This window comes from Falsiroseomonas bella (assembly GCF_003173615.1).
GTDB classification, from domain to species: Bacteria; Pseudomonadota; Alphaproteobacteria; order Acetobacterales; family Acetobacteraceae; genus Falsiroseomonas; species Falsiroseomonas bella.
This window is the reverse complement of the sequence record NZ_QGNA01000001.1, coordinates 514,346-534,115: the sequence shown is the minus strand read 5'-3', so window position 1 is coordinate 534,115 and position 19,770 is coordinate 514,346. Positions and strand designations below refer to the sequence as shown.

18 protein-coding genes are annotated in these 19,770 nt (G+C 71.7%); 7 read left to right on the top strand and 11 right to left on the bottom strand.

Features of this window, described 5'->3' with window-relative positions; all coding sequences use genetic code 11:
• Positions 1-32 precede the first annotated feature (32 nt).
• From DFH01_RS02425 to DFH01_RS02415, 3 genes are all read right to left on the bottom strand, one after another.
• Positions 33-2,018 (bottom strand): methyl-accepting chemotaxis protein, encoded by a 1,986-nt coding sequence (locus DFH01_RS02425; protein ID WP_109868798.1) that lies wholly within the window; start codon positions 2,016-2,018, stop codon positions 33-35.
• 132 nt (positions 2,019-2,150) lie between these two features.
• Positions 2,151-3,761, bottom strand: a complete 1,611-nt coding sequence (locus DFH01_RS02420) for a peptide chain release factor 3 (protein WP_109868797.1) — start codon at positions 3,759-3,761, stop codon at positions 2,151-2,153.
• A gap of 64 nt (positions 3,762-3,825) precedes the next feature.
• A complete protein-coding gene (locus tag DFH01_RS02415; protein ID WP_109868796.1) occupies positions 3,826-4,821 on the bottom strand; it encodes a 2-dehydropantoate 2-reductase in 996 nt (331 codons plus the stop codon).
• A gap of 69 nt (positions 4,822-4,890) precedes the next feature.
• Between DFH01_RS02415 and DFH01_RS02410 the strand changes: the two genes are divergently transcribed.
• Entirely contained in the window at positions 4,891-5,856 is a 966-nt protein-coding gene (locus tag DFH01_RS02410; RefSeq protein WP_109868795.1) for a tripartite tricarboxylate transporter substrate-binding protein, read from the top strand.
• Positions 5,857-5,950: 94 nt separating this feature from the next.
• Positions 5,951-6,355 (top strand): DUF6481 family protein, encoded by a 405-nt coding sequence (locus tag DFH01_RS02405; protein ID WP_109868794.1) that lies wholly within the window; start codon positions 5,951-5,953, stop codon positions 6,353-6,355.
• 18 nt (positions 6,356-6,373) lie between these two features.
• Here the strand turns inward: DFH01_RS02405 and DFH01_RS02400 are convergent, their stop codons facing one another.
• From DFH01_RS02400 to DFH01_RS02370, 7 genes are read right to left on the bottom strand one after another with little or no spacing between them, the layout of a single operon-like run.
• On the bottom strand, positions 6,374-7,123 hold the full coding sequence (locus DFH01_RS02400; protein WP_109868793.1) for a maleate cis-trans isomerase family protein: 750 nt from the start codon (positions 7,121-7,123) through the stop codon (positions 6,374-6,376).
• Positions 7,120-8,256: an FAD-dependent oxidoreductase gene (locus DFH01_RS02395; RefSeq protein ID WP_109868792.1), complete on the bottom strand. Its 1,137-nt coding sequence runs from the start codon at positions 8,254-8,256 to the stop codon at positions 7,120-7,122. The genes DFH01_RS02400 and DFH01_RS02395 overlap by 4 nt, the downstream gene beginning before the upstream one ends.
• Entirely contained in the window at positions 8,253-9,509 is a 1,257-nt protein-coding gene (locus tag DFH01_RS02390) for an MmgE/PrpD family protein (protein ID WP_158287584.1), read from the bottom strand. The genes DFH01_RS02395 and DFH01_RS02390 overlap by 4 nt, the downstream gene beginning before the upstream one ends.
• 2 nt (positions 9,510-9,511) lie before the next feature.
• Positions 9,512-10,492, bottom strand: a complete 981-nt coding sequence (locus DFH01_RS02385; protein WP_109868790.1) for a Bug family tripartite tricarboxylate transporter substrate binding protein — start codon at positions 10,490-10,492, stop codon at positions 9,512-9,514.
• Positions 10,493-10,517: 25 nt separating this feature from the next.
• Positions 10,518-11,819, bottom strand: coding sequence for a type III PLP-dependent enzyme domain-containing protein (locus tag DFH01_RS02380; RefSeq protein ID WP_109868789.1), 1,302 nt, complete (start codon positions 11,817-11,819; stop codon positions 10,518-10,520).
• Positions 11,816-12,580 (bottom strand): class II aldolase/adducin family protein, encoded by a 765-nt coding sequence (locus DFH01_RS02375; protein WP_109868788.1) that lies wholly within the window; start codon positions 12,578-12,580, stop codon positions 11,816-11,818. The genes DFH01_RS02380 and DFH01_RS02375 overlap by 4 nt, the downstream gene beginning before the upstream one ends.
• Before the next feature lie 35 nt (positions 12,581-12,615).
• The gene (locus tag DFH01_RS02370) at positions 12,616-13,614 is read right to left on the bottom strand and encodes a succinylglutamate desuccinylase/aspartoacylase family protein (protein WP_199231111.1); all 999 of its coding nucleotides are present in this window, start codon (positions 13,612-13,614) and stop codon (positions 12,616-12,618) included.
• Positions 13,615-13,693: 79 nt separating this feature from the next.
• Here DFH01_RS02370 and DFH01_RS02365 point away from each other — a divergent pair, with 79 nt between their 5' ends.
• The 5 genes from DFH01_RS02365 to DFH01_RS02345 are packed head-to-tail and all read left to right on the top strand — an operon-like array spanning position 13,694 to position 18,975.
• Positions 13,694-15,235, top strand: a complete 1,542-nt coding sequence (locus DFH01_RS02365; protein WP_109868787.1) for an ABC transporter substrate-binding protein — start codon at positions 13,694-13,696, stop codon at positions 15,233-15,235.
• 6 nt (positions 15,236-15,241) lie between these two features.
• Complete coding sequence (locus tag DFH01_RS02360) at positions 15,242-16,192, top strand: ABC transporter permease (RefSeq protein WP_109868786.1); 951 nt, start codon at positions 15,242-15,244, stop codon at positions 16,190-16,192.
• Positions 16,179-17,066 (top strand): ABC transporter permease, encoded by an 888-nt coding sequence (locus DFH01_RS02355; protein WP_109868785.1) that lies wholly within the window; start codon positions 16,179-16,181, stop codon positions 17,064-17,066. The genes DFH01_RS02360 and DFH01_RS02355 overlap by 14 nt, the downstream gene beginning before the upstream one ends.
• Positions 17,063-18,016, top strand: a complete 954-nt coding sequence (locus DFH01_RS02350) for an ABC transporter ATP-binding protein (protein WP_109868784.1) — start codon at positions 17,063-17,065, stop codon at positions 18,014-18,016. The genes DFH01_RS02355 and DFH01_RS02350 overlap by 4 nt, the downstream gene beginning before the upstream one ends.
• Positions 18,013-18,975 carry an ABC transporter ATP-binding protein gene (locus tag DFH01_RS02345; RefSeq protein WP_199231110.1) on the top strand — a complete coding sequence of 321 codons (963 nt, stop codon included), beginning with the start codon at positions 18,013-18,015 and terminating at the stop codon, positions 18,973-18,975. Before DFH01_RS02350 ends, DFH01_RS02345 begins: the two co-directional genes overlap by 4 nt.
• Here DFH01_RS02345 and DFH01_RS02340 read toward each other — a convergent pair.
• Positions 18,962-19,768, bottom strand: a complete 807-nt coding sequence (locus DFH01_RS02340; protein ID WP_199231109.1) for an enoyl-CoA hydratase — start codon at positions 19,766-19,768, stop codon at positions 18,962-18,964. The two genes, DFH01_RS02345 and DFH01_RS02340, sit on opposite strands and share 14 nt — an antisense overlap.
• Positions 19,769-19,770 lie beyond the last annotated feature (2 nt).

Genomic DNA, 19,770 nt, shown 5'->3' with positions numbered 1-19,770 from the left:
GGTATGACGCGGCCTTCCGGCGGCGCTTCGCCTCACGCTGCGCGCGCCAGGCTGCCGCGCGACGCTTCCAGGAAGACAAGGCCTGCCCGGCCGTCCCTTGCGTGGCGCACCTCCACGGCAACGGATGGCTGGCCCGGACGGTGGAGGATGCCGCGCTGGCCGGGCACCAGGTTGTCCGCGCCAGTCACGCCGATCCCGGTGCTGTTGCTGTCCACCACCTCAACGGTCCGGGTCACGCCGCCGATGTCCAGCGTCGCCCTGCCATGCACGTTCTCCCGCGGCTGTTGCCGTCGGTCCACCTCGGGCACCGAGGTGCGGACGATGCTGACCACCTGCTGCGTCAGGCTCTCCGCCGCGGCGGCAAGGCTCGCCGTCTCGGCACGGGTGCGCTCGGCACGTCCGCCGGCGTCGCGCGAATCGGCGCTGACATGGGCGATGCGCTGGGTTGCTTCGCGTGTCGCGTGTGTCGCATCCGCGATGCTGCGGGCGATCTCCCGCGTGGCGTTATCCTGCTGGCCGACGGCTTCGGCGAGGTTCGCGGCGAAGCGGTCGATCCGGGCGACGGAGCCGGCGATGCGCCGCACCGTGCCGACGGCCGCTTCGGTGCGCCGGCTGACGGATTCGATGTGCTGGCGGATCTCCTCCGTCGCCTTGGCGGTCTGCCCGGCGAGTTCCTTCACCTCGCCGGCGACGACGGCGAAGCCCTTTCCGGCATCGCCGGCGCGTGCCGCCTCGATGGTCGCGTTCAGCGCGAGAAGGTTCGTCTTGCTCGCGATCTCGCTGATCAGGCGTGTCACGTCGCCGATCTGCGCGACGGCCGCCGAGAGATCCACGATCGCCGTCTCCGTCTCGGAGCTGTCCGCCGCCGTCGCGCGGCTGACTTCCGCGGCTTCGCGCACCTCGGTGGTGATCGCGCGGATCGCGGCGGCGAGTTGTTCCGCCGCGGCCGCCACCTGTTCGGTCATTCGCAGCGAATCGCCAGCCGCGCTGCCGGCGGCGCCGGCATTCTGGTCCACGCGGCCTGCGGCGGCGGCCATCTCGGCGGCGTCGGCCGCGAGAGCCCGCGTCTGCTCCGCGATGCGGGACATGGCGACGAGCGTCTCGTTCTCCACCCGGTCGGCCATGCCGCGCAGCGCGGCGACCTGCGCCTCATGCGCTGCCGCGCGATCGGCCTCCTGCTGGGCGCGCAGGTTCACCGCCTCCTCGCCTTGCAGCCGGAAGACCTCCACCGCTTCCGCCATCTGTCCGACCTCGTCGGCGCGCCCGCTGCCCGGGATCGTCACGCCGAGCTCGCCCGCAGCCATGCGGCGCATCGTACCCGCCAGCGCGCGCAGCGGCGCAATGGCGCGCAGGGACCAGAAGGCGATGCCCGCGCCCAGCGCGAGGCCGAGCGCCACGAGGCCCGCCATCAGCTCCTGGAAGCCTTCCGCCACGTCCCGCGCCTGACGCGCCACCACGCCGTTCTTCGCCTCCTGCAGGTCGATGAACTGGTTGATGCGGGCCAGCCATTCGATGAAGGCCGGCCGCGCCTGCGTCAGCAGCAGCGCATGCGCCCGCGCGGCATCGCCGGCGCGCTGTGCCTCGATCACCGACTGGATGATGGGCAGGGTGCGCGCCTCGGTCTGCTTGATGGAGGCGAGGATGCGGCTCTCCTCGGGCGTCACCTCCACGCCGGTCGCCATGATCTGGTCCAGCCGCCGCGCGCTGTCGGCATAGAAGGCGGCGAGGCGCTCGATCTCCTCGAGTGCGGCGCGGCGTTCCTCCGCCGCCGTCACCAGCACGACGTCGCGCAGGCTGATGGCGCGGTCATGCACGCTGCCCCGGAAATTGATGGCGTAGCGCTGCTTCACGCTGTTCACGTCGTTCACCGTGGCGAGGCTTGCGCTGATGTCGTTGACGCGATGCACGGCCACGATGCCGAGGGCGACGATCAGCGCGAGGACCGCGGCGAAGCCGAGCAGCAGGCGCCGGCCGATGCCGCCGCGCGGGCCGAGGATGCCGTCTGCGGGAGGTGTCATGCTTGGAGATCTCCTGGGGCCTTGCCGAGTCGTGCATGGCCGGCGGTCGGCGGCCGGTCTGCGCGCGACGGCCGATCTCCTAGCGGGTGCTCCCTAAATCCTCGTTAAGCGCGGTTGCAGAAAAAGGACCCGTCACCGCGCCATCTGCACCACCCCGTGCTGTTCCCGCACGGCGTGGAACTTGAGCTCGGGGAAATCCTCCTCCGCCCGCTTGCGGCGCCAGTCGCTGCTGAACAGCGCGACGTATTCGCCGTCATGGTCCTCCGCCGTGTCGCCGCGGTTGGTGGCGGCCCAGCGTTCGATCTGCGCGCGGTCGCCGCTGATCCAGCGCAGCACCTGCCAGCGCGTGGCGTCGAAGCCGGCAGGCACGCCGTACTCGACCTTCAGGCGCGATTGCAGCACGTCGAGCTGAAGCTGGCCGACGACGCCTACCACCGGCGGGCTGCCGTCCAACGGCCGAAAGATCTGCACGACGCCTTCCTCGGCGAGCTGGTCGAGCGCGGTGCGCAGCTTCTTCGCCAGCATCGGGTCTTCCAGCCGGACATGCCGCAGGATCTCCGGCGCGAAGCTCGGCACGCCCTTGAAGTTGACCTCCTCGCCCTCGGTCAGCGTGTCGCCGATGCGCAGCGTGCCGTGGTTGGCGATGCCGACGACGTCGCCGGGCCAGGCTTCCTCGGCCACCTGGCGTTCCTTGGCGAAGAAAAACAGCGGCGCGTTGACCGGCACCTGCTTGCCGGTGCGGACCTGGCGCAGGCGCATGCCCTTGGTCAGCCGCCCGCTGCACAGCCGCACGAAGGCGACGCGGTCGCGGTGGTTGGGGTCCATGTTGGCCTGGACCTTGAAGACGAAGCCGGTCAGGCGCGGCTCCTCCGGCTCCACGTCACGCGGATCGGCCTCGCGCGCGCCGGGCGGCGGCGCGAAGCGGGCGAGCCCTTCCAGCAGGTGGCCCACGCCGAAATCGCGCAGCGCACTGCCGAAAAACACCGGCGTCAGCGTGCCCTCACGGAATGCCTGGAGATCGAAGGGCTTGAGGCCGGCCTCGGCCAGCAGGACCTCCTCGGCCAGCGCCGTGGCGCGTGCCTCGCCGACCAGCTCCGCGATCTTCGGGTCGTCGTAGCCGCTGACCGGGATGCCCTCGTCCTCGCTCGCGTCCACGGGCATCAGGCGCTTGGCCAGGATGTCGTAGGTGCCCCAGAACTCGCTGGCGCGGCCGACCGGCCAGGCGACGGGGGCGGCGTCGAGCGCCAGCGTCTTCTCGATCTCGTCGATCAGCTCGAAGGGATCGCGCGCCTCGCGGTCCATCTTGTTGACGAAGGTGACGATCGGGATGTCGCGCAGGCGGCACACCTCGAACAGCTTGCGGGTCTGGCTCTCGATGCCCTTGGCGGCATCGAGCACCATCACCGCGGCGTCCACGGCCGTCAGCGTGCGGTAGGTGTCTTCCGAAAAATCCTCGTGGCCCGGCGTGTCCAGCAGGTTGAACACCACGCCCGCGCGCTCGAAGGTCATGACGCTGGTCGCCACGGAGATGCCGCGGTCCTGCTCGATCTTCATCCAGTCCGACCGCGTGCGGCGTGCATTGCCCTTGGCGCGCACCGCGCCGGCAAGCTGGATCGCGCCGCCCTTCAGCAGCAGCTTCTCGGTCAGGGTGGTCTTGCCCGCGTCGGGGTGGGCGATGATCGCGAAGGTGCGCCGGCGCGCGGCTTCCCGCGCGACCGCGTCAACGGCCAGGGTTTCGCTCATGGCCGGGCATATAGCGTTTCGCGGCCCGCCGTATCAGCCCCGAAGAATGCATGGCGGGGCAGATTCACGCCTCCGGGCGTGCCGCCCTGCGGCGATCCGACACGCGTTCCAGCAGCGCCACCAGCCCATGCACCCCGCGCATCACCGGGGCGGGGTGGCCCAGCCGCTCCGCCATCTCCACCAGGGCGCCGAGGATCGGGCCGAGCTCCAGCCGCCGCCCGGCCTCCAGGTCCTGCAGCATGGAGGTCCGGAAGGCGCCGATCCGGCGGGTGACGGCCATGCGGTCCGCGATGGAGCCGAGCGGCGCCAGGCCGATCGCCTGCCCGAGCCCGTCCATCTCCGCCATCATCGCCTCCGCCAGGCTGCGCACGCCGGGCTCGTCCAGCATGTCGGAAAGGGTGGCGCGGCAGAGGGCGCTGAGGGGGTTCATGTTCGAATTGCCCCACAGCTTCCGCCAGATCTCCTGCCGGAGCGCCGCGGTGGGCTCGGCCGGGATGCCGCCGGCGCGGAGCATGGCGACCGTCGCCTCCAGCAGCGGCCCGTTCGTGCCCCCCATGTCGCCGATCGGCAGGCGGTCGGCCTTGGCGAGGCGGATCACGCCGGGCGCCTCGGCTGTGGCGGCGGCATGCACCACGGCCGCCAGGATGCGCCCGGGCGGGATGGAAGCGGCCAGCGCGCCGCCGGGGTCCACGCTCTCCAGCGCCGCGTCGCGCAGCGGGCCGCCGAAGCCCTGCAGGAAGAACCAGGGCACGCCGTTCTGGGCCGAGAGCACGCGCGTTTCCGGGCCCATCGCCGCCCGGATCAGCGGCAGCGCGCCCGGCAGGTCCTGGCCCTTGAGGCCGAGCACCAGCAACTCCGGCACCGGCAGGTCGGCCGGATCGGCGGCGGCGTGGAGGGGAAAGCGGCGCTCGGCCGTGCCGTCGCGCAGCACCAGCCCGTCCCGCCGGAGCGCGGCGAGGGTGCCGCCGCGGGCGAGCGCCGCCACCTCCGCGCCGCCGGCGGCAAAGCCTGCCGCCAGCCAGCCGCCGATCGCGCCGATGCCGAGAACCGTGACCTTCATGCCGAATCCCTCTGCCGCAAGCGGCGCGGTGCGGCAACAATGGCGGCGCCCGGACCGGAGGACCCTGCGATGATCGCGCGCCGCGCCCTGCTCGCCTTGCCCCTGCTCGCCAGCCCGGCGCTGGCGCAGTCGCCGGCCTGGCCGACGCGGGCAGTGCGGCTGATCGTGCCCTTTCCGCCCGGCGGCACCACGGATGTCCTGGCCCGCGCCCTGGCGGCGAAGTGGCAGGATCGTTGGGGGCAGCAGGTGGTGGTGGACAACAAGGGCGGCGGCGGCGGCGTGATCGGCACGCAGGACGCCTTCCGCGCCGCGCCGGACGGCTACACGCTGGTGCTCGGCAACAACCAGACGCATGCCACGAACGGCGCGCTGATCCCCAACCTGCCCTATGACCCCGCGGGCTTCGCCGCGATCAGCCTGGTGGCCCGCGCACCGCATGCGCTGGTGGTGCCGGCCTCTTCCCCGGCCAGGACGGTGGCGGAGCTGGTGGCGTTGGGGCGGCAGCCGGGACGGGGGCTGTCCTATGCCTCCTCCTCGGCCGGCTCGTCGTCCCATCTGATGAGCGAGACCTTCGCGCGGCGGAACGGGATGAACGCCACGCATGTGCCCTATCGCGGCGCCGCGCCGGCGGCGCAGGACCTGGCGGCGGGGACGGTGGATTTCATGATGGCGACCTGGGCCAGCGTTTCGGGCCTGGCGGCAGGCGGGCGCATCCGCGCGCTCGGCGTCGGCGGCGATGCGCGCTTTCCCGACATCCCGGAGGTCCCGACGCTGAAGGAGCTCGGCTACGACTATGTCTCGGGCGATGCCTGGTTCGGCCTGTTCGCGCCGCAGGGCACGCCCGCGCCGATCCTGCAGACGGGCTACGACGCCACCGTTGCGGCGCTGGCCGACCCCGTGCTGCGCGGCCGGCTGGAGGCGGCGGGCTTCCGCATCGCCACCATGCCGCCCGCGGAATTCGGCCCCTTCCATCAGGCCGAGGTCGCGCGCTGGGCCGCGCTGGTGAGGGAATCCGGCGTCACGCTGGCGAACTGAACCCATGCTCACGAAGTGATGAGGGGGGTGGGTTGCGCCTGCCGCGGCCCACGACCCCTTCACCTTGGCCGTGCCTGCGGCTAAATGGCGCACGATGCAGACGAAGAAGCTCTTCGATTTCAACGAGCGCAAGAACGCCGCGGAGGAGGCCCGCAAGGCCGCCGCCGAGAAGTTCGCCGCGATGAAGTCCCGCCTCGAGGATCCCGAGGTGCAGAAGCGCATGGCCGAGCAGAAGGCCATCGCCGAGGCGCGCGCCGCCCGCGAGGCCGAGAAGCGCGCCGCGAAGCTGGCCGAGAAGCAGGCCGCCGAGGCTGCGCGCCAGGCTGCCAAGCGCGAGGCCGAGCGCAAGGCGCAGGAAGAACTCGCCCGCCGCCGCGCGGCCGAGATCGAGGCCGCCAACGCCGCCGCCCGCCGGGCCGCCGACCAGCGCAACCGTGCCCATACGCTGGCGGCTGCCCACAAGGCCATGATGGACGCCCGCAAGGCGCGCCAGCGCTAGGTTTGCCCGGTTCCCCGCCTATGGGCGGGGGAGTTGCCCCGCCAGGTCCGGGCAGCAGGACCGCATCGCCTCGCTCGCCGGCAGGTCCAGCCTGCGGCAGGCGGCGAAGGCGCAGGCGATGTTCGATGAGAGCAGCGGCACGCCGAGCCGCGCCCGCATCCATTCCATCGCGTCCAGCGTCGCCGCGCCGGTGCCCGAGATCAGCACGGCGCAATCCGGCGACGGGGAGAGCTTCGCGAGGCCGTCGGCCACTTCTTCCGGTGTCAGGTCATAGGCGCGGAACGTGTCCGAGACCTTGAAGGATTGGACCAGGTCGAGCCCCGCCTCCGACCAGTAGCGCTCGGCGCGCTCCGTCAGCCAGCCCGGATAAGGCGAGAACAGCAGCAGCCGCGTGCGCCCCAGCGCCGCCAGCGCCTCCGCGATGGCGCGGGCGGCAAGGATCACCGGGCGGCCGGCGCCAGCCGAGAGCCGGTCCTGCAGGGCCTGGTCCTCTTGCGGCGGCAGCGCGTAGCTCGGCCCGGTGAGGCCGACTATCACCGCATCCAGCGCCAGCGCGCCGAAGGCGCCGAGAGCGGTCTCGACATGGGCGGGATAGGCAGCGTTGCGCTGCTCGAGCGTGGTGTTCGGCATCACCGGAAGCCGCGCGACATGCAGCGCCGCCTGATGCGGCAGAAGGTGGCGCATCTCCGGCTCCACGGCCGGATTGGCGGAGGGCGAGAGCAGCCCGACGCGGTGCGTGGGATGCCAGCGGCGGGGCGGGTGGATCACGGCGCGCCCACCTTCGCGATGTCCAGCATGCTCGCCTCCCGCGCCCAGGCGCGCTGCTGATCGGGCGCCAGCGCCGCCATGCGCGCGACCTCGCCCGAGGGGGCCGCCGCCACGCGCGCATCGGTGCGTGGCAGCAGGGCGTTCCGCACCGTGCCCAGCCGCGCATCCGCCCAGGCGTCCAGCAGCGCCTCGCCGCCGCCATCGAGGACGCGGCGCAACGTCGCTGCCAGCGTCATCGCATCGTGGATGCCGGCATTCATGTTCATGCCACCGCGCGTGTTGGTGAGATGCGCGGCATCGCCCGCCAGCAGCACGCGGCCGGCGCGATAGCCCACCGCCATCGCCTTGCGTACGCCATAGACGTCGCGCCCGTCGATCGGCATGCCCCCCACCTGCGGCAGGAAGCGCGCGAGCTGCGCGCGCGCGTGACCCTCCGAGAGCGCTTCGTCATCGGTCATCGTCGGCGGGACGCGCAGGATCACGCGCCAGACCTGCGGCATGCGCAGGAGCGAGCAGGATCCCGACGCGTCGTAGAGGTAGCCGAGCCCGTCCAGCCCCGGCACGTGGTCGCGCAGGTCGAGCGGCGTCAGCAGCCGCAGCACGCGGTGCGCGTAGTCGCTTGTCTCCGTCGCGATGCCCGCCAGCCCACGCACCGCCCCGGAGGAGCCGTCGCAGCCGATGAGGTAGCGGGCGCGATGCGTGCTGCCGTCCTCGCAAGTGACTGCGACGCCGCGCTCGTCCTGCGCCAGCGCCGAGATGCCCGCATGGAAGCGCACGGTGCCCGCGGGCAGCGCGGCGAGCAGCGCGGGCGTCAGAAACTGCTGCTCGCGGTGCCAGCGGAAGGGGAAGCGTGTCTCCCCCTTCAGGATGCCGAGGTCGAGGATCGCGCCCTCGCCGCTGTCCACCCTGCGCCAGAGGATGCGGTCCACCTGCACGCCGCCGGGCCGCAGCGCGGCGAACACGCCGAGCTCGTCCAGCGCCTCCAGCGTCGGCGGATGGAAGGTGGATGCGCGGGAGGCGGTGGAGAGTTCGGCGCGCTTCTCCAATACGCGCACCGCCACGCCGCGCCGGTGCAGCGCCAGCGCGAGCGTCAGCCCGACCGGCCCGGCGCCGGCTACGAGCACATCCGTCATGCGAAGAGGCTTTCGGCGGGCGCGTCATGCAGCAGCGCGGCGACGGCGCGCGCCACGCCGGCTTCGCCGAGGGTGGGCCCGGCGAAACGCGCGAATTTCGCAATCGCCTCGGCTTCGGTCATCGGGCGGTCGGGGTCGCCGGTGACGCCGGTGACGGTCTCGCTCTCGCCATCCACGGTGAGGGTCGCGCCGCGCTTGCCGATGGCGGTGAGGGCGCTGTCCTCGACAAGCTCGACCTTGACTTCCAGCGCGCGCAGCCGCGGATCGTCGAGGGCTGCATCCGTGTAGGCGGCAGGGCCGAGATCGCCCTGCACCAGCGCGGCGGCGACGGCCCAGCTCAGGCTGAACTGCGCGGCGATCGCGGCGCGCGGCGCGCGGTTGCCGGCATAGCGCAGCGCCTCCGCGTAGGTGGAGAGGACGACGCGCTGCGGCGTGGCGGAGACGCGGTCGCGCAGCGCGATGGCGGCGGCGGCGGCGTAATGCGCGTGGCGCACGCCGGCGAAGGGCTTGAGATAGGCGTGCTCCAGCAGCCAGGTGCCGGGGCCAGTGGTGACTGCCTGCTCGTCGTGCCCGAGCGCGATCCGCCGCGCCTGCGCGAAGCCGTCCTCCGGCGCATCCATCCCGGCCACCGCGGCGGCGGCGGCCATGCTGCCGAGCAGCGCGGCATGCGCGGGGTAGCTGTTGCGCCCATCCATCCCCGCCGCGATCGGGGCGTAGAGGGAGAACGGCACCTGGCACGCCACCAGCCGCACCGCGCGCGCGACGCCGCCGGCGCCGAGCCCCGCCAGCCGCGCCGCGCAGGCGGCGGCGCCCAGGCCGTGCCAGGAACCGTCCACATGCATGCCTGGCTTGATGCGCCAGGCTTCTCCGGCGCGCGCCGCGACCTCGTAGCCCAATGCGAAGGCCGCGACCGTGTCGTGCGCCGACGCGCCGCGCGCGCGCGCGACCAGCGCCAGCGGCGCCACCGGCAGCGCCGGGCGGCCATGCGCGATGGCCAGGCCCTCATTCGCCTCGTCCCAGCAGGTCGCGGTGGAGAGCACCGCCGCGGCGACGCCGGGCGCAAGCCGCGCGCCAGCCAGGGTCACGTCGCCAGGGAAGGCGGCCTGCATCGCGCGCGCGAAGGCCGCAACGCGTGGATGCCGCAACCCCGCAAGCGCGCAGCCCAGGCTGTCGAGCAGGAGCAGCCGCGCCTTCCGCGCCGTCGCACTGCCGGCGGGCGGGCCCGGCAGCGCCCAGCCGATGACGTCCTGCAAGATCAGTCCGCGCGAGCGCCGGACCGCTGCACCGCCTCGCGCCAGACCTGGCGTTCCCGCGCCATCAGCGGCACCAGCGCGGCACGGCCCTGCGGCATCGCATCGGCGCGGCGCTGCTGCAGCACGGCCGCCCATTCCGGGCTCTCCAGCACGGCCTTGAAGGCGGCCTCCAGCCCCGCCTGGATCGGCTCCGGCAGCGCGGACTGGATGAACAGGCCATACCAAGGGCTCGCGTCGAAGCCCGGCAGCGTCTCGGCGACAGCGGGCACATCGGGCATGGCGCGGAAGCGCTGGCCGGAGCTGACGGCGATGGCGCGCAGCGGCCCACCCTGGCCGACCTGCGGTGCGGAGGTGGCCAGGCCGTCGAAGGCGACGGGGATCGTGCCCGCGATCATGTCGGTCAGCAGCGGTGCGCTGCCCCGATAGGGCACATGGGTCATCTCGATGCCCGCCATGCTGCGGAACAGCTCCATCGAGAGATGGGTGAAGCTGCCGACGCCGTTCGACCCGTAGTTCAGCCCGCCCGGCGTCGCCTTCGCCTTGGCGACCAGCTGCGCAGTGTCGGAGACGTCCGGCAGTGCCTTGGGCGAGACCACCAGCAGGTTCGGCTGTTGGCCGAGCATGCCGATGGGCGTGAAATCCGCGTCCGGGTCATAGGACAGCCGCGCATAGAGTGCCTTGTTGATGGCGATGATGCCCTGCGTCGCGACCAGCACCGTGCTGCCATCCGGCGTCGCGCGCGCCACGACCTCGGCCGCCAGGTTGCCGCCGGCGCCGCCGCGGTTCTCCACCACCACCGGCTGGCCGATGCGCGCCTGGAGCTGCTCGGCGCAGGCGCGGGCGAGGATGTCCGTCAGGCCGCCAGGCGCGAAGGGCACCACCAGGCGCATCGGGCGCGTCGGCGTCCATGCGGTCTGCGCCTGCGCGATGGCCGGCATGGCAAGAAGGGACAGCGCGGCGCGCCGGCCGAGCGGAAGGGTCATGGCTTAGGCCTCTTGCTCTCGAGCGTCAGAAGAAGGTGCGGATCGCGCCGGTGATGCGGAAGTCTTCGTCCACCAGCGGGATCGCCTGCCACTTGTCGAAGGTGGTGCAGGGATGCGCGACGCCGAGCACGACGATGTCGCCCACGCGCAGCAGCCCGTCGGCCGGGCCGATCAGGTAGCCGTGCTGGTCGTTCATGCCCGTCACCTTGTGGAAGGCGCCGAAGGGCATGGATCGCGTCTCCCCCGCGCGGATCAGGCGCAGCGGTACGGGCCAGCCCGTGTCGAAACCGATGTCGCGCTTGCCGCAGGTGATGATCGCGCGGCCCGGCTCGGGGATGGATTGCACATGCGCCCAGACTTCCATCGCCGCATGCAGGTCGCCCACCGGCCAGTCCAGCGTCAGGCTCTCCTTGCGCATGCGCTTGTAGGATTGCTCGTAGCCGAGGCTGTCATGCGTGATGTAGCAGCCGCTGCGCAGCACGCGGCGCACCGGCAGGCCGAGATCGCCGGCTTCGGCCAGGCGCGGGCCGATGCGGTCGAAGAAGGCGGAGCCGCCGGCGGTCAGCAGGATTTCCGGGTTGCCGAACAGGCCTTCCGTGGCGCAGGCGCGTGCGGTTTCCGTCAGCGTGTGGAGGAAGGCGTCCACCTGCGCCGTCTCACTGAGCAGGCCCTCGAAGGCCTCCACGCCGGCGAGCGACAGGCCCGGCGCGGCGGCGATGGCGCGTCCGACGGCAAGCGCGGTTTTCGCATCGCGCGCGCCGGTGCGGCCGCCCATCGCGCCGACCTCGAGCAGCACGTTGAGACGCCGCGCATGGCCCGACCGCGCTGCGCCGGCGGCGAGGCCCTCCACCACGGCGAGGCTGTCGGCCAGGACGTAGAGTTCGAAGTCCGGATCGGCGATGGCGGCGAAGGCGGCGTCCACCGCGATGCGGCCCACCGGCTGATTGGCCCAGATCACGCGCTTCACGCCGAAGCGCCGCGCGACCTGCAGCTGATGCGCCGTGGCGACGGTGATGCCCCAGGCGCCTTCCGCGACCTGCAGGGCCCAGATCTGCGGCGCCATGGTCGTCTTGCCATGCGGGCAGAGCGAGAGGCCGTTGCGCCGCGCGAAATCCGCCATCCAGCGCGCGTTGCGCCGCATGACGTCCACGCGCAGCACGGCGAGCGGCAGCGGCATCTCCGGCAGCGACCAGCCCTGCGCGCCGATCTGATCGAGCCGCAGCGACGCGCCCGGCTTCACGCCCTTGACCGTGCCGTCGAGCGCGAAGCCGGCGATGGCCTCGTCGGCCGGCGCGAGCGGGTCGGCCAGCAGCACGCCGTCGGTCATTGCTTGTAGTCCGGCTCTTCCTTGTCGAGGATGCGCCGCCAGGCATCCAGATGCAGCCGCGCGTCGTAGCGATCGCCCCAGGGCCCGTTGTAGCGGCGGCGCAGGCGCTCCGGCAGGTGATGCATCGCCTGTCCGGTGGACATCGCGGTCATCTGGTACATCGCGGTGCGCTCCGCGATGAAGCATTCGTCGAAGGCGTCGGCGACGGTCGGGCCGACCACGGTCACGCCATGGCCGCGCATCACCATGGTGGACTTGTCCCCGAGGCAGCGCGCGATCCGGTCGCCTTCCTCGTTGTGGTGCACCGGCTCATCGCCCTCATGGTCGTAGACGATGCGGTCGTTCAGCGCGAGGTTGTTGTGGTGCGACAGGTGCATCTCGGCGTCGCGCAGCAGAGACAGCGCGGTCAGCCAGCGCGGATGCACATGGATCACGCAGGCCGCGTTCGGGTTCAGCAGGTGGATGCGCGCATGGATGTGGAAGGCGACCTTGCGCAGCTCGCCGGTGCCGCGCAGCACCTTGCCGTCCAGGTCGCAGACGATCAGGTCGCTCGCCTTCAGCTCCTGGAACAGGTAGCCGCGCGGGTTGATCAGGAAGAGCGGCTCCTTCTCGTCAGGCAGCATCAGCGAATTGTGGTTGCCGATCTGCTCGTTCCAGCCCTCGCGCGCGGCGACGCGGAACACCGCCGCCATGTCGCAGCGCAGCTCCCACTCACGCTCTTCCGCCTTGGAATTGGTGCGGGCTTCGATGATGGCGGACATGGCCGTGCCTTCCTCATGTTGCCGTTTGGACGAGCCTACATATCCCGGGCGATGACGGCTACCGGGTCGCCGGCCTTAACGCGCCCGGCGAAGCGCGCGCACCAGAGCAGGCCGGTTGCCTTGTAGGCGAGCTCGATCGGCGGGGCGCCCGGGTCCTCGATGCGGTGCAGCAATCCGGCCGGGGTGCCAGCCTGCACGGTGGTGTTCAGCGGATGCGCCGCTTCCCAGATGCCGTCGGCCGGGGCGAAGACGTAATGCGCCAGGTCCGGCACGGTCATCCGGCGCGAGGGACCGTACTCTCCGACTTCGGGAAGCCCCTCCAGCACGCCGGCATGGCGCAGCACGTTGCGCACGCCGCGCTTCGTGATGGTCAGCGCCGCCGGGTTGAGCCGCCCGCCGCCGCCGAGCTCGGAGGAGAGCGCCACGATGCCGCGGTTCTCGGCCGCGGCCAGCAGCGTCGGGCCGGCATTCACCTCCTTCAAAAGCAGCGTGATCGGCGCGCCGAAGGCGTCGGCCATGGCGAGCGTCCGCGCCTGCATCTCCGGGTGGTCCAGGATGTGGCCGACGGCGCTCGGGACGATGTCCATCCCCGTCCCGCCGCTGTGCAGGTCCATCTGGTAGTCGCAGATCGGCAGCAGCACGCTGTCCACGAAATGCGCGAGCGACAGCGCGAAGCCGCCGAAGGGGTCGCCCGGGAAGCAGCGGTTGAAGTCGCGGCCATCCAGCGGCGACAGGCGCTTGCCGGCGGCGCAGGCCGGGTAGTGCATGGCCGGCAGCAGGATGACGCGGCCCTGCAACTCTTCCGGCCGCAGGCTGCGCGCCAGGTCCAGCAGGGAGACCTGGCCCTCGTATTCGTCGCCATGGTTGCCGGCGGTCAGCAGCACCGTCGGGCCCGTGCCGTTGGCGACGACAACGATCGGAACCTGGATGGTGCCCCAGCCGGAATCGTCGCGCGACTGCGGCACGCGCAGATGGCCGACCTGCCGACCACTGGCCCAGAGGTCCACCTCCGGCACAACCGGGCTGTTCGTCACGCTGCGTTCCCCCGCATTGAAGTTTTTCGCGACCCGACGGTAGCATCCCCCGGAGAACAGGTAAGAGAGGGGAACGGCTATGCTGACGCGACGCGAACTTGGTCTGGCCGCCGGGGCGGCGGCGGTGCTGCCGCTGGGTAGGCCCGCGCTGGCGCAGGGCGCCGGCGGCTCCATCGTGATGGCGCAGCAGGCGCAGCCGCCGACACTGGACGCGCAGGTCACCAGCGCGCAGGCCAGCCGCAACATCACCCTGCATGTCTTCGAGACGCTGTTCGCGCGTGACGAGGCCGGCAATCCCGTTCCCGACCTGGCCGAAGGCGTGGACATCTCGCCCGACGGCCTGACCTACCGCTTCGCGCTGCGCGACGCGCGCTTCCACAACGGCAAGCGCATGACCAGCGCGGATGTGAAGGCCTCGCTGCAGCGCTACGGGCGCGTCGGCGCGTCCGCCTTCATCATGCAGCCGGTCGAGGCGATCGACACGCCGGACGCCAAGACGGTCGTGGTGCGGCTGAAGAACCCGAGCCCCGGCTTCATCGCCGGCATCTCCTCTCCCCGCGCGCCCTGCGCCATCATCCCGGAGGAGGAGGCCGGCAAGGAAGCCAATCGGATCGAGATCATCGGCACCGGCCCCTACCGCTTCGTGGAATACCGGCCCGACAGCCATGTGCGGCTGACACGCTTCGCCGACTACGTGCAGAATACGAAATACCAGGGCATGGACGGCTTCGCCGGCCGCAAGGTCGCGAACGTCCAGGACATCACCATCCGCTTCGTGCCGGAAGCGGGCGCGCGCACCGCCGGCCTGCAGACGGGCGAGATGCACATCCTGGAAGCGATCGCCGTGCCCGCCGCGCAGCGGCTGCGCAACGACCGCAACCTGGTGATGCACGAGATGATGCCCTGGTCCTTCCAGACGCTCATGCTCAACCACGCCATGGAGCCGATGAACAACCCGGTGTTCCGCCGCGCGCTGCAGGCCGCGCTGGACCTGGAGGAGATCATGGCGATCTCCACCGACGGGCTCTATCGCATGCTGCATGGCTGGCAGCACCCGGGCACCACCTATTTCGCCGGGGATGTCGGCAAGCCGCTCTACAACGTCAACAACAAGGAGCGCGCGCGCGCGCTGCTGCGGGAGAGCGGCTACCGCAACGAGGAGATCATCATGCTGGGGGATTCGAGCTTCTCGAACCACCAGGCGACGATCGTCACCGCGGCGGAGCAGCTGAAGTCCATCGGCCTGAACGTGCGCACGGTGATCACCGACTGGCCCACCGCCTTCAGCCAGCGCACCCAGCGCACCGGCTGGCACATGTGGGCGCTCATGCTGGGCATCGAGCCCTATGAGGGACCCTATGGCGTCGTCGGCTTCTTCAGCGGCAACGCGCCGGTGCAGCATGTGCGCGATGACGTGATCGAGGACTGCCAGCGCCGCCTCAACACCAGCCTGGCGGAGGCCGACCGCAAGAAGGCAGTCAGCGACTTCCAGGCGCGGATGTACGACCAGGCCATCGCCATCAAGTGCGGCGATGTCGGCATCGTGCAGGCGACGCGCGCGCAGGTGCGGGACTACAAGCCGTACCGGATCCCGCGCATGTGGGGCGTCACGCTCGCGTAGAAGCGGGTGCTGCGATACGCGGCAGGGCGGCTCGTCTCCGCCCTGCCGGTGCTGCTGATCGTCTCTCTGCTGTCCTTCGGCATCGTCTGGATCGTGCCGGGCGACGTCGCGGTGGAGATGGCCGGGCCGACCGCGACGGCTGAGGAGCTCGCGCGCCTGCGCGAGCGCCTCGGGCTGACCAAGCCCTGGCATGAGCAGCTGATCGGCTGGTACGGCGCGCTGCTGCAGGGCGACCTTGGGGAGAGCATCCTGCTGCGCCAGGGCGTCGGCGCCGCCATCGTGGAGCGCCTGCCGGTCACGCTTTCGCTAACCTTCACCGCGCTCCTCATCGCCTTCGTCTGCGGGACCGCGCTGGGCGTGCTCGCGGCCGTGCGGGCAGGGAAGGCGGCGGACCGGGCGGCGATGGGCACGGCGCTGATCGGCTTCTCGTTGCCGGATTTCTGGCTCGGGCTCGTCTTCGTCTACCTCTTCGCGGTCGTGCTCGGCTGGCTGCCGACCGGCGGCTATGTCCCGTTCACGCAGGATCCGCTCGGCTGGGCGCAGGCGATGATCCTGCCGGCGGGAACCCTCGCGCTGTCTCAGATGGGCCTGTTCGCACGCATGACGCGGGCGGCGATGCTGGAGGTGCTTCGCCAGGACTATGTCCGCACCGCGCGCGCCAAGGGCATGCCGGGCTGGATCGTGGTGGGCAAGCATGCCTTGCGCAACGCGCTGATCCCCGTCGTGACGGTTGCCGGCATCGCCTGCGGCGTGCTGCTCGGCGGCGCCGTGGTGATCGAGAGCGTGTTCAGCCTGCCCGGCGTCGGGCGGTTGATCGTCGGCGCGATCCAGCGGCGGGATTATCCGGTGATCCAGGGGGGGCTGTTGCTGACCGCGACCATCTTCGTGCTGGTGAACCTGGCCGTGGACCTTCTCTATGCCGCCCTCGATCCGCGGATCCGCCATGGCCGGCGTTGAAGCGCTTCCCGCCGCCGCGCCGGCACCGCGTGTGAAGGCGCCCGGGGCGCTCGCGCGGCTGCTCGCGCATCCCTCCTTCCGCTGGGGACTGCTGCTGTTCGGCGCGGTCGCCGTCTGCGGCCTGCTGGCGGATTGGCTCGCGCCCTACGATCCGCTGCGCAACAACTTCCGCACCCGCTTCCAGCCGCCCTCCGAGACCTTCTGGTTCGGCACGGACCGCTTCGGACGCGACATTCTCTCGCGCACGCTGTTCGGCATCCAGGTGAGCCTGCGCATCGGCCTTGGGGTCGCGCTGGTGACGGCCCTGGTCGGCGGCGCGATTGGCGCCGTCGCGGGGTTCTGGCGACGCGCCGACGGGCCGATCATGCGCGTCATGGATGCGCTGATGGCCTTCCCGGCGGTGCTGCTGGCCATCGCGCTCGCCGCGGCGCTCGGCCCGTCTGAGCTCAACGTGATCGTCGCGCTCTCCATCGCCTATGTGCCGCGCACCGCGCGCGTCATGCGCGCCGGCGTGCTGGTAGTGCGGGAGTTCCCCTTCGTGGAGGGCGCGCGCGCCATCGGCGCATCCCCCACGCGGGTGCTGCTGCGGCACGTGCTGCCCAACGCGATGGCGCCGCTGGTGGTGCAGCAGACCTATGTCTTCGCGCTGGCGGTGCTGGCCGAAGCCGTGCTGAGCTTCCTCGGCGTCGGCCCGCCGCCGCCGACGCCCACGCTCGGCGGCGTGATCGCGGACGGGCGCGACTTCATCCAGGAAGCGCCCTGGATCTCCATCACGCCGGGCGTGGTGATCGCGCTGGTGGTGCTGGGGCTAAACCTGATGGGCGACGGGCTGCGCGACGCGCTCGATCCTCGGCTGCGCACGGCTATTCGATGAGTCTTCTGTCCGTGCAGGATCTCGCCGTCTCCTTCGGCCCGACGCGCGTGCTGGAAGGCGTGTCCTTCGACATCGCGGAGGGCGAGGTGCTCGGCGTCGTCGGCGAATCCGGCAGCGGCAAGTCCATGACCGCGCTTGCCATCATGGGCCTGCTGCCGATCGGCGGCCGCGCCGCCGGGCGCATCACCTTCCAGGATCGCGACCTTCTCACCCTGCCGGAGCGCGCGATGCAGCGCCTGCGCGGCGACAGCGTCGCGATGATCTTCCAGGAGCCGATGTCCTCGCTGAACCCGGTGCTCACGATCGGCGAGCAGATCGCTGAGGTCCTGCGGCGCCATCGCGGCATGCGCCGGCGCGACGCGCATGCTGAAGCCGTCTCATTGCTGAAGCTCGTGGAGATCGCCGCGGCGGAGCGGCGCGTGGACGAGTATCCGCACCAGCTCTCGGGCGGCATGCGGCAGCGCGCGATGATCGCCATCGCGCTGGCCTGCCGGCCGAAGCTGCTGATCGCGGACGAGCCGACGACCGCGCTGGACGCCACGGTGCAGGCCGGCATCCTCGACCTGCTGCGCGGCCTGCGTCGGGAACTCGGGATGGCGGTGCTGCTCATCACGCACGACCTCGGCGTCGTCTCCGACATCTGCGAACGCGTGGTGGTGATGTATGCCGGGCGCGTTGCGGAGGCCGGGCCGGCGGGCAGGATCTTCGAGCAGCCGGCGCATCCCTATACGCGGGCGCTGCTGGCCGCGATTCCCCGCCTGGAGGGTCCGATCGGCGACCTGCCGGCGATCCCCGGCGTCGTGCCCTCGCCGGCCGACTTCCCCAAGGGCTGCCGCTTCGCCCCGCGCTGCGCCCATGCGCGCCCGGCCTGCGAGGTCGCGCCGCCGGTGCTGCGCGCCTTGCCCTCTGGCACCGAGGCTGCCTGCATCCGCGCGGAGGAGGTCTCGTGAGCGCGCTCGTCGAGGCCCGTGCGCTCGGCAAGGTCTTCGCCGGCGGCGTGCGCGCCGTGGATGGCGTGGATCTGGCGATCGGGCCGGGCGAAACGCTCGGCCTCGTCGGCGAGTCCGGCTGCGGCAAGTCCACCCTCGCGCGGCTGCTGATACGGCTCATCGAGCCCGACGCCGGCACGCTGCTGTTCCGCGGCGCCGACATCACGCATCTGCCGGACCGCGCCATGCGCGCGCTGCGCCGCGACATGGGCGTGGTGTTCCAGGACCCCTTCGGCAGCCTCAACCCACGCATGACGGTGCGCGACCTGGTGGCGGAGCCGATGGTCGTGCACGGCACGGGCGACGGCGCGTTCCGCCGCGCGCGCGTGGCGGAGTTGCTCGGCACGGTCGGCCTGCTGCCGGACCATGCCGAGCGCTACCCGCACGAGTTCAGCGGCGGCCAGCGCCAGCGCATCGCCATCGCCCGCGCGCTGGCGACCGAGCCCGCCTTCCTGGTCTGCGACGAGCCGACGAGCGCGCTGGACGTCTCGATCCAGGCGCAGGTGCTGAACCTGCTGCGGGAGCTGCAGTCGCGGCTCGGGCTCGCCTGCCTGTTCGTCAGCCACAACCTCGCGGCGGTGCGGCACATGGCCCCGCGCGTGGCGGTGATGTATCTCGGCCGCATCGTGGAGGAGGCGCCGCGCGAGGCGCTGTTCGCCACGCCGCAGCATCCCTACACCCAGGCGCTGCTCTCCGCCGCGGCGGAACCCGGCGGCGAGCGGCGCACGCGCATCGTGCTGAAGGGAGAGGTGCCGAGCCCGGCCGATCCGCCGAGCGGCTGCCGCTTCCGCACGCGATGCCCGCGGGCCGTTGCGCGCTGCGCGGCGGAGGAACCGAAGCTGGCCGAGGTCGCCCCCGGCCAGCGTGTCGCCTGCCATTTCCCGGGCGCGCTGCGCCCGGAGGAGCTCAGCGCCCCTTGAACTGCGGCGGGCGCTTTTCCATGAAGGCGCGGCGGCCCTCGATGTAGTCCTCGCTGGCGAAGCAGCGCTTCACCCAGGCGTCGCACAGCGCCTCGTCCGCCGCGCCGCGATCCTTCAGCGCCTCGCGCACGATCACCTTCACGCTGGCGACCGTCAGCGGCGCGTTGGAGGCGATGGTCTTCGCATAGTCAATCACGAAGGCCTCCAGCTCCTCGTTGGGCACCACGCGGTTCACCAGCCCCATGATGCGCGCATCCTCGGAGCCCCACTTCTTGGCGGTGAAGAAGATCTCCTTCGCGAAGCTCGGGCCGACGATATCCACCAGGCGGCGGATGCCCTCGATCGGGTAGCCGAGGCCAAGCTTCGCCGCGGGCACCCCGAAGCTCGCCGTCTCGCCGCAGATGCGCAGGTCGCAGGTGACGGCGAGCGCGGTGCCGCCGCCGATGCAGTGGCCCTGGATCATCGCGATGGTCGGCTTCGGCAGGTCGGCCAGCAGGTCGTAGACCTTCTTGGTCTGCGTCTGGTAGGCGGCCACCGCCTCCTCGCTCGCGCGCTCGCTCTCGAACTTCGAGATGTCGGCACCGGAGACGAAGGCGCGACCGCCTGCGCCGGTCACGATCACCACGCGCACCGCATCGTCGTTGGTGAAGTCGGTCAGGATGCGCTCGGCCGCCTGCCACATCTCCATCGAGACGGCGTTGTGCCGCTCGGGGTTGTTGAAGATCATCCAGCCGATGCCGTCGGCCTTCCGGGCGAGCATCTTCTCGCTGCCCGTCACCATCATCCCGTCCATGG